Origin of the sequence: Micromonospora sp. NPDC048999, assembly GCF_040649295.1 — a bacterium.
In the GTDB taxonomy this organism is placed as follows: Bacteria; Actinomycetota; Actinomycetes; order Mycobacteriales; family Micromonosporaceae; genus Micromonospora.
In genome coordinates this window covers 19,354-29,422 of the sequence record NZ_JBEZFI010000059.1, presented here as the reverse complement: position 1 = coordinate 29,422, position 10,069 = coordinate 19,354, and the positions used below count along the sequence as shown (strand labels likewise).

The 10,069-nt window shown below is 71.7% G+C and carries 7 protein-coding genes; 5 read left to right on the top strand and 2 right to left on the bottom strand.

The features are described 5' to 3' along the window. Positions 1-387: 387 nt before the first annotated feature. From AB0C02_RS31340 to mshC, 4 genes are all read left to right on the top strand, one after another. Complete coding sequence (locus AB0C02_RS31340) at positions 388-1,101, top strand: MSMEG_4193 family putative phosphomutase (protein WP_357552745.1); 714 nt, start codon at positions 388-390, stop codon at positions 1,099-1,101. A gap of 112 nt (positions 1,102-1,213) precedes the next feature. After that, positions 1,214-1,792, top strand: a complete 579-nt coding sequence (locus tag AB0C02_RS31335; protein WP_357552744.1) for a DUF3090 domain-containing protein — start codon at positions 1,214-1,216, stop codon at positions 1,790-1,792. Beyond that, a complete protein-coding gene (locus tag AB0C02_RS31330; RefSeq protein ID WP_357552743.1) occupies positions 1,789-2,610 on the top strand; it encodes an SCO1664 family protein in 822 nt (273 codons plus the stop codon). Before AB0C02_RS31335 ends, AB0C02_RS31330 begins: the two co-directional genes overlap by 4 nt. A 67-nt stretch (positions 2,611-2,677) precedes the next feature. Next, positions 2,678-3,916, top strand: coding sequence for a cysteine--1-D-myo-inosityl 2-amino-2-deoxy-alpha-D-glucopyranoside ligase (mshC, locus tag AB0C02_RS31325; protein WP_357552742.1), 1,239 nt, complete (start codon positions 2,678-2,680; stop codon positions 3,914-3,916). A gap of 52 nt (positions 3,917-3,968) precedes the next feature. Here mshC and AB0C02_RS31320 read toward each other — a convergent pair whose 3' ends face one another. Beyond that, complete coding sequence (locus tag AB0C02_RS31320) at positions 3,969-4,760, bottom strand: GntR family transcriptional regulator (protein ID WP_357552741.1); 792 nt, start codon at positions 4,758-4,760, stop codon at positions 3,969-3,971. Between the two features lie 114 nt (positions 4,761-4,874). Beyond that, positions 4,875-5,744 (bottom strand): PAC2 family protein, encoded by an 870-nt coding sequence (locus AB0C02_RS31315; RefSeq protein WP_357552740.1) that lies wholly within the window; start codon positions 5,742-5,744, stop codon positions 4,875-4,877. 262 nt (positions 5,745-6,006) lie between these two features. On the opposite strand from AB0C02_RS31315, the gene metH reads away from it, so the two are divergent. Then, positions 6,007-9,522 carry a methionine synthase gene (gene metH, locus AB0C02_RS31310; protein WP_357552739.1) on the top strand — a complete coding sequence of 1,172 codons (3,516 nt, stop codon included), beginning with the start codon at positions 6,007-6,009 and terminating at the stop codon, positions 9,520-9,522. Positions 9,523-10,069 lie beyond the last annotated feature (547 nt).

The following is a 10,069-nucleotide window of genomic DNA, read 5'->3' as shown; positions in this document are numbered from 1 at the left end:
ATCATTCCGGGCCTCACGCACCCCGCCAGGCGGGGGCGTCCTCCTCGGCCGTGCACCCGTGTTCAACGACCGACCCCCACCCGGCATTCCGGCCCCGGGACCCCCGACCACACCACGAACCCGACACTCACCCCACACCACCACACCCGGCCTGGGCACGCCGGCAAGATCCGGACAACCCGCACCGGGCCGGGGCGCGGCCGGGAAGGTCCGGACAACCCGCGCACCGGGCCAGGGACGCCGGCAAGATCCGGACAACTTCCCTGAAAGTGGCCCCTCGCGACGGCGGGAGGCAGCACTTTCAGGGAAACTGCGCGGATCATGAGCCGGCGGCGCGCGGCGTACACCGCGCACGGTGGGACACATCGGGCGGCGTACCGCCTTAGGGTGGTCAGCGTGGCGACCCTTCTGCTTCTGCGACACGGCCGGACCACCGCGAACGCCGACGGCGGCCTGGCCGGCCGGCAGCCGGTCGAGCTGGACGAGACCGGCCGCGCTCAGGCCACGGCGGTTGGCGAGCGACTGAAGGGGCTGCCCCTGGCGGCGGTGGTGACCAGCCCGCTGATCCGCTGCCGGCAGACCCTGGAACTGGCGCTGCCGCAGGCCGAGCCGCTCGTGGAGGAGGGGCTGATCGAGTGCGGGTACGGCAGCTGGGAGGGGCAGCCACTGAAGAAGCTGGCCAAGGATCCGCTGTGGCCGGTGGTCCAACAGCATCCCAGCGCGGTCGCCTTCCCGGAGGGGGAGTCGATGGCGGCGATGGCGGCGCGGGCGGTCGCCGCGGTGCGTTCCTGGGACGCCCTGGTCACGGCCGAGCACGGGCCGGAGGCGGTCTGGCTGGCCTGTAGCCACGGCGATGTGATCAAGGCGATCGTGGCGGACGCGCTCGGCGTACACCTGGATCTCTTCCAGCGGATCGTCGCGGACCCGGCGTCGGTGACGGCGATCCGCTACACGCCGCTGCGGCCGTTCCTGATCCGGCTCAACGACACCGGCGGCGACCTGGCGGGTCTGGTGCCGCCGCCGGGCAAGCGGCGACGGCGGGCGGCGGGTACGACGGATTCGGACGCGGCCGTGGGCGGCGGTGCGGGAGTGCGCCCGTGAGCCGGCCCGCCACGCCCGGAAAGCGCCCCCGTGGGGCCCGGCGTTTCGCCCTGGGCGGATTCCACGTCGGTGCGCTACGCGGCGGTTCCGGCCTCCGGATAGGGTCGTGGGTATGACCCACCAGGTGCACGCCTTCGAACCGCCGGAGCGGTTCGTCGCCGGGACCGTCGGTCCGCCGGGGGAACGTACGTTTTTCCTGCAGGCACGCGGCGGCGGCCGGCTGGTCAGCGTCGCGCTGGAGAAGGTCCAGGTGTCCCTGCTGGCCGAAAAGCTGGAGGAGCTGCTCGCCGAGGCGCAGCGCCGGTTTGGCATGCAGCTGCCCGAGGCGTCCGTCGCGGCCGGCGACAACGACCCGCTGGACACCCCGGTCGACGAGGAGTTCCGGGTCGGCACGCTGGGCCTGGCCTTCGACGTGGACACCGCCACCGTGGTGATCGAGGCGATCGCCGTCGGTGAGGCGGAGGCCGAGGTCGCGCTGGGCGACGCCGACGACGACGAGGACGAGGACCCGGACGAGCCGGACGACGACCTGGACCGGCTTCGGGTCCGGCTGACTCCCGAGGAGACCCGGGCGTTCATCGAGCGGGCCCGCCGCGTGGTGAACGCAGGCCGCCCGCCGTGCCCGCTCTGCGGTCAGCCGCTGGACCCGGCCGGCCATCTCTGCCCGCGGCACAACGGTTATCACCGGTGACCTCGTCGGAACTTCAGCCCCGACAGGACGGTGCCGCCACGCTGCGGCTGCTCAGCGACGGTGAGCTCGCCCTGGAGGGGCGGCTGGTCGACGCCTCCAACACGACCCTGCGCGGGATCCTCACCCTGGACGGGCTGACGGCCCGCTGTGTCTACAAGCCGGTTCGGGGCGAGCGCCCGCTCTGGGACTTCCCGGACGGCACGCTCGCCGGCCGGGAAGTGGCGGCGTACCTGGTGTCCCGGGCCACCGGGTGGGATCTGGTGCCGCCGACCGTACTACGGGACGGGCCGTTCGGGCCCGGTTCCTGCCAGCTCTGGATCGACGAGCCGGAGGCGGCCGAGCCGCTGGTCGGGTTCGTGCCGGCCCCCGCGGTGCCGTCGCGCTGGTTTCCGGTGGCCGCGGCCCGCGACGACGACGGAGCCCCGTACGCCCTCGCCCACGCCGACGATCCGCGCCTGGCCCGGCTGGCCGTCCTCGACGCGGTGATCAATAACGCCGACCGCAAGGGCGGCCACGTGATCTCAGGCCCGGACGACCGGATCTACGGGGTGGATCACGGCGTCTGCTTCCACGTCGAGGACAAGCTGCGTACGGTGCTGTGGGGCTGGGCCGGCCGGCAGCTCCCGCCGGAGGCGGTGGCGGCACTGGACGGGCTGGCCGGTCAGCTCGTCGCCGGCCCGCTCGGTGACGAGCTCGCCGAGCATCTGACCGTGGGCGAGGTCGCCGAGCTGGCGGCCCGGGTGGACCGGCTGCGGGAGACCGGCCGGTTCCCGCTGCCCCCGCAGGATTGGCCGGCGATGCCCTGGCCGCCCATGTGAGCCGTTGTCGCGTTGATCACCCGAGGCGCGCACCCCGAGTGCCTGACAGATCGTTAGGCTGGCGGTCATGGAGTCTTGGGCGGGACACGAGGTGCCACGGCTGCCGGGCAGGGGCCAGCCACTGAGCTTGTACGACTCGGCGCGGCAAGGTGTCCATCCCAGCCAGCCCGGCGGGGTCGCCTCGATGTACGTCTGCGGCATCACCCCGTACGACGCGACCCACCTCGGGCACGCCGCCACCATGATCACCTTTGACCTGGTGCAGCGGATGTGGCGGGACGCCCGCCTGACCGTGCGGTACGTGCAGAACGTCACCGACATCGACGACCCGCTGTTGGAGCGGGCCGAGCGCGACGGCGAGGACTGGAAGGTCCTGGCCATGCGGGAGACCGCCCTGTTCCGGGAGGACATGGAGGCCCTGCGGATGATCCCCCCGGCGCACTACGTCGGGGCGATCGAGTCGATCCCGGACATCGCCGAGAAGGTCCAGGTGCTGCTCAAGGACGGCGCGGCGTACCGCCTCGACGACGGCACCGGGGACATCTACTTCGACCTCACCGCCGCGCCGGCGTTCGGCTACGAGTCCAACCTGTCCCGCCAGCAGATGCTGGAGATCTTCCCGGAGCGGGGCGGCGATCCGGACCGGGCCGGCAAGCGTGACCCGCTCGACCCGCTGCTGTGGCGCGGCGCCCGCGAGGGCGAGCCGTCCTGGCCGGGTGGCGAGCTGGGCGCCGGGCGGCCCGGCTGGCACATCGAGTGCGCGGTGATCGCGCTGAACCTGCTCGGCGACCGGATCGACGTGCAGGGCGGCGGCAACGACCTGCTCTTCCCGCACCACGAGTGCTCGGCGGCGCACGCCGAGCGGTTGACCGGCCAGGCGCCGTTCGCCGACCACTACGTGCACGCCGGCATGATCGGCCTGAACGGCGAGAAGATGTCGAAGTCCAAGGGCAACCTGGTCTTCGTCTCTCGGCTGCGGGCGGACCAGGTGGACCCGATGGCGGTGCGGTTGGCCCTGATGAGCGGGCACTACCGCACCGACCGCTCCTGGACCGACGACCTGCTCGCCACGGCGCAGCAGCGGTTGGCCCGCTGGCGCCGGGCCGCCGCGGCGCCGGCCGGCCCGTCCGGAGTCGAGTTCCTCGCCGGGATACGCGCCCGCCTCGCCGACGACCTCGACAGCCCCGGCGCCCTGGCGGTGGCGGACACCTGGGCCGACCAGGCGCTGGCCGGCGTCGCCGATGACGCGGCGGCGCCCGCCCTCTTCACGGACGCCGTCGACGCCCTCCTCGGCATCCGCCTGTAAAGAAGGGCACCCTGAAAGGGTGCCCTTCGCGCACCCCGGGTCCGTCTGCGAGTCAGCCGAGGACCAGACCGGGGTCGGGGTCCGGGTCGGCGGCCGGGGCGGGGATCTTGTACTCCTCGGTGAGGGTGGTCATCGGGCCGGGCCAGGTGGCCTGGGCGACCTCGATCGGCTTGCGCCGCTCGTCGTACGCGACGTGCAGCAGGTGCAGCACCGGAGTGTCCGGCCGGATCTGGAGCGTCTCCGCCTCCTCCCGGCTGGGCTGGCGGGCGCTGATCGTGTCGGTCGCGGTGACGTACCGACGACCGGTGGCCTCCTCGGCCTCCTGATAGAGCGGGCGGCCGAACGCCTCGGCCCGCTCAAGGGAGGTGCCGGTGGTGTCGGTGGGCAGGAACCAGGAGTCGCCCACCTCGACCGGTGACTCGTCGGTGCGGACCAGGTGGCGCCGGCAGAGCAGGTCGGTGCCGTCGGGCACGCCGAACGCGTCGGCGACCTCGGGCGGGGCCGGGGCGCGGCCGACGGAGACGAGTTGTTGCCGGTATCGTGCGGCGAGGTCGGTGTGGTAGCCGCGGAAGCCGCCGTACCGGCCACGGGAGAGCCGGTTGAGTCGGCGTCGGGTGCCCCGGACGTACGTACCGGAGCCGGGCTTGGTGATCAGGATGCCCTCGACCCGCAGCTGGTCGACGGCGCGTTGCACGGTCTGCTTCGCCACGCCGAACATCTCGGCGATGGCCGGGATGGACGGCAGCCGCTCGCCCGGCCCCCAGTCGCCGCGCCGCACCTGTGCCTTGAGCTGTGCGGCGATCTGCCGGTGCGGGAACTCGGCCGTACCCGGGTTGATCTGCATGCCCGCCTCCTCGTGACAGCTAGGTTCCTAGGATGCCGTAGCGGGGGTGACCTTCGCCATCCCGGACACGAGAAACCGGGCCCCGGAACGTGCCGGAGCCCGGTTAGCCAGCCGCTACCAGGAACCGGCGGTCGGGCCGGCGGAGCCGCCACGGCGGCGCAGATACTTCTCGAACTCCTGGGCGATCTCGTCCCCGGTCAACGGGGTGATGCCGGCGTCGCCGACCCGTTCCTCCAACTCGCGGACGTACTCGCCCAGCTCGGCGTCCTGCTCGGCGGCGCTGCGCACCCGCTGCTCCCACTCGGCCGCCTCCTCGGCCAGGTCGACCATCGGCACCGGCAGGTCGAGCACCTCCTCGACCCGGTGCAGCAGTGCCAGGGTGGCCTTGGGGCAGGGCGGGTTGTTGGCGTAGTGCGGCACGTGCACCCAGAACGACACCGCGTCGACCTCGGCCCGGGTGCAGGCGTCGTGCAGCACCCCGACGATACCGGTCGGCCCGTCGTAACGGGTGGGGGTGAGCTGGTAACGCTTGGCCGCGTCGACGTCCGAGGCGCTGCCGCTGATCGGCAGCGGCCGGGTGTACGGCACGTCGGCGAGCAGCGCGCCGAGCAGCACGACCCGCTCGACCTCCAGGCTGTGGCAGATCTCCAGCACCTGCTCGCAGAAGGTGCGCCAGCGCATGCTCGGCTCGATGCCGCGGATCAGCACCACGTCCCGCTCGGTGCCCGCCGGGCTGGCCACCATGAAACGGGTGGTCGGCCATTGCACCCGGCGGGTCTCGCCGTCGGCCATGGTGATGGTCGGCCGGCTCACCTGGAAGTCGTAGAAGTCCTCCGGGTCGAGCTCGGCCACCTGCCGTGCCTGCCAGACCTGCTCCAGGTGCTCCACCGCCGCGGTGGAGGCGTCCGCGGCGTCGTTCCAGCCCTCGAAGGCCGCGATGGCGACCGGGGAGCGCAGCACCGGCAGTCCGTCGAACTCCGTCACGCCGTCACCCCACCCCGCTCGTCACAGGCGGTGCCGGGCCCTCGCCCGCACATTCGCCCGCCGTGCACAGCCGCGTCCCTGATGTCCCTCACGTCCGCCAGCCTACGTGCCGGCGCCGGACGCGGCCCGTCGGCCGCGCCGGTCGGCTCGGCGGACCATCCGGTCGAACCGGGTGAATGGTATGTGGTGCTCCCGCTCACAGTATGTGGGAAGCGCGCGGTTGCGGCGAGCCTGCGCGGAAACGCCGCACTAACCTGACTCTGTGCGGACTTCGTTGCTCGATGTGCTGGCGGACCGGATCGTCATCGCCGACGGGGCGATGGGGACGATGCTCCACGCGGCCGACCTGACCCTGGACGACTTCGACGGCCTCGAGGGCTGCAACGAGATCCTCAACGTCACCCGGCCGGACGTCGTCCGTGGCGTGCACGAGGCGTACCTGGCGGCGGGGGCGGACTGCGTCGAGACCAACACCTTCGGCGCCAACCTGCCGAACCTCGCCGAGTACGGCATCGCCGGACGGATCCGGGAGCTGTCCGAGGCAGCGGCGCGGCTGGCCCGGGAGGCCGCCGACGCGTACACCACGCCGGAGCAGCCCCGCTTCGTGCTCGGCTCGATGGGCCCCGGCACCAAGCTGCCCACCCTCGGCCACGCCGCGTACGCCTCGCTGCGGGACGCGTACCAGGAGAACGCGGCTGGCCTGATCGCCGGTGGCTCGGACGCAGTGATCATCGAGACCTGCCAGGACCTGCTCCAGGTCAAGGCCGCCGTGATCGGGTCGAAGCGGGCGATGACCGAGCTGGGGCGGCAGGTGCCGATCATCTGCCAGGTCGCCGTGGAGACCACCGGCACCATGCTGCTGGGCAGCGAGATCGGGGCGGCGTTGACCGCGATCGAGCCGCTCGGGGTGGACCTGATCGGGCTCAACTGCTCGACCGGCCCGGCCGAGATGGGCGAGCACCTGCGCTACCTGTCCCGGCACTCGCGTATCCCGCTGTCCGTGATGCCGAACGCCGGGCTGCCCGTGCTGACCGCCGAGGGGGCCTACTTCCCGCTGACGCCGGTGGAGATGGCCGACGCGCTGGCGCAGTTCGTCGCCGAGTACGGCGTGTCACTGGTGGGTGGCTGCTGCGGCAGCACGCCGGAGCACATCCGGGTGCTGGTCGAGCGGCTGCGCGGGGCGCGGCCGGTGGCCCGCGAGCCGCGGCCGGAGGCGGGCGTCTCGTCGATCTACCACCACGTGCCGTTCGCCCAGGACGCCAGCATCCTGATGGTCGGGGAGCGGACCAACGCCAACGGTTCCAAGGCGTTCCGGGAGGCGATGCTCGCCAGCGACTGGCAGGCGTGCGTGGAGATCGCCCGCGGCCAGGCCCGGGACGGCTCACACCTGCTGGACCTCTGCATCGACTACGTCGGTCGCGACGGCACCCGCGACATGCGGGAGTTGGCCGGCCGGTTCGCCACCGCCTCCACCCTGCCGATCATGCTGGACTCCACGGAGCCGGCGGTGATCGAGGCCGGGCTGGAGATGCTCGGCGGGCGCTGCGTGGTCAACTCGGTGAACTTCGAGGACGGCGACGGCCCGGGATCCCGCTACGCCCGGGTGATGCCGGTCGTCAAGGAGCACGGCGCCGCGGTGGTCGCCCTGCTCATCGACGAGGAGGGCCAGGCCCGCACCCGGGACTGGAAGGTACGCGTCGCGGCCCGGCTGATCGAGGACCTGACCGGCCGGTGGGGGCTGCGCCGGGAGGACATCCTCATCGACGCGCTGACCTTCCCGATCGCCACCGGCCAGGAGGAGACCCGCCGCGACGGGATGGAGACGATCGAGGCGATCCGGGAGATCGCTTCCCGCTACCCGGGCGTCAACTTCACCCTGGGCATCTCCAACGTCTCGTTCGGGCTGAACCCGGCCGCCCGGCAGGTGCTCAACTCGGTTTTCCTGCACGAGTGCGCGCAGGCCGGCCTGACCTCGGCGATCGTGCACGCCAGCAAGATCCTTCCGATGTCGAAGATCCCCGAGGCGCAGCGCGAGGTCGCTCTCGACCTGATCTACGATCGCCGCCGCGAGGGCTACGACCCGGTCCAGCGGCTCATCGAGATCTTCGAGGGCGTCGACGCGGCCTCAGCGCGGGCCACCCGGGCGGAGGAGTTGGCCGCGCTGCCGTTGGAGGAGCGGCTCAAGCGGCGGATCATTGACGGCGAGCGCAACGGCCTGGAGGCCGATCTGGACACCGCGATGGCCGGCGGGCGCTCGCCGCTGTCCATCATCAACGACCTGTTGCTCGACGGCATGAAGGTGGTCGGCGAGCTGTTCGGCTCCGGTCAGATGCAGCTGCCGTTCGTGCTTCAGTCCGCCGAGGTGATGAAGACCGCGGTGGCCTACCTTGAGCCGCACATGGAGAAGAACGATGACGGCGGCAAGGGCCGCATCGTGCTCGCCACCGTCAAGGGCGATGTGCACGACATCGGCAAGAACCTGGTCGACATCATCCTGTCCAACAACGGCTACGAGGTCGTCAACATCGGCATCAAGCAGCCGATCAACGCGATCCTCGACGCGGCCGAGCAGCACCGGGCCGACGCGATCGGCATGTCCGGGCTGCTGGTCAAGAGCACGGTCATCATGAAGGAGAACCTCGCCGAAATGGCCGCGCGCGGGGTGGCCGAGCGCTGGCCGGTGCTGCTCGGCGGGGCGGCGCTCACCCGGGCGTACGTCGAGGACGACCTGCGGTCGATCTTCCCCGGGCAGGTGCACTACGCCCGGGACGCCTTCGAGGGGTTGTCCCTGATGGACCGGGTGATGACCGCCAAGCGGGGCGGCGCGCCGGTGGTCGACCCGGAGCGGGAGGCGGCCCTGGCGGCCCGCCGGGAGCGCCGGGAGCGGCAGCGGGCGATGGTGCGCGAGGCGCTGCCCGAGCTGGACGACGCCTCGGTCCGCTCCGACGTGGCGTCCGACGCGGAGGTGCCCACGCCGCCGTTCTTCGGCACCCGGGTGGTGAAGGGGGTGCCGCTGGCTGACTACGCGGCGCTGCTCGACGAGCGGGCCACCTTCCTTGGCCAGTGGGGGCTGCGTGGCGCCCGGGGCGGCAAGGGCCCGTCGTACGAGGAGTTGGTGGAGACTGAGGGCCGGCCGCGGCTGCGCTACTGGCTGGACCGGCTGATCGCCGACCAGGTCCTCGAGGCGGCCGTGGTCTACGGCTACTTCCCGGCGTACGCCGAGGGCAACGACCTGGTGGTGCTGGACGAGAACGGGCACGCCGAGCGGGCCCGGTTCTCCTTCCCCCGGCAGCGGCAGGAGCGGCGACTCTGTCTGGCCGACTTCTTCCGGCCGCGGGGCGACGAGCTGGATGTGGTGGCGTTGCAGCTGGTCACCGTCGGGCAGCCGATCAGCGAGTACACCGCGAAGATGTTCGCCGGCAACGAATACCGCGACTACCTCGAAGTGCACGGCCTGTCCGTGCAGCTCACCGAGGCCCTCGCCGAATACTGGCACCGGCGGATCCGGTCCGAGCTGATCCTGCCGGGCGGGCGTACCGTCGCCGACGATGACCCGGCGGACCTGGCCGGCCTGTTGCGCACCGACTACCGCGGCTGCCGGTACGCGTTCGGCTACCCGGCCTGCCCCGATCTGGAGGACCGGGCGAAGATCGTGGAGCTGTTGGGGGCCGAGCGGATCGGGGTGCAGCTGTCGGAGGAGTTCCAGCTGGTGCCGGAGCAGGCCACGGACGCGATCGTGGTGCACCACCCGGAGGCGAACTACTTCAACGCCAAGTGACGCCGTCGCCGGTCCTGACTCGTGGGGTTTCGGGTTGAGCGTTTGGCTGGTCTGACACCGGGATGGCCCGTGCCGCTTGGTGGATGGCCAGCGTGGGTCTGGGATGCACCCTATGACGGGACCCGTCATCCACAATCTCACCCCGACTTCCCGGTGAGCGCGGGTGCGAATTGCCAGCGGTACGCCTTCTCGATCCTGGCGTTGTTCGATCTGTATGTGCCGCCGTTGCGTTCCAGTGAACTGTGGTCGGCCATCGAACTGGAGCCCGTCGCCTCGGACTCGATCAGGCCCCTCGACCTGGTCCTCTTCAACTCCACTCAGAATCCGTATGGCGCTCATGTCGGAGTCGCCATGCCGCAGGGCGAGATATTGCACCTCTGTAAGGAGGTCGGGCGACCGGCGATCTGGCCCCTATCGTCGTTTGATCGTAGGGAGCGCTACAGGACCTTTCTCGGCGGTCGGCGGGTAACCGTACGGCCGGAGCAGGCATGACTCTGGTCTACCCGCTGCGGCCGCCTCCGGGCGACGTGCGGCATTCCCATGATCG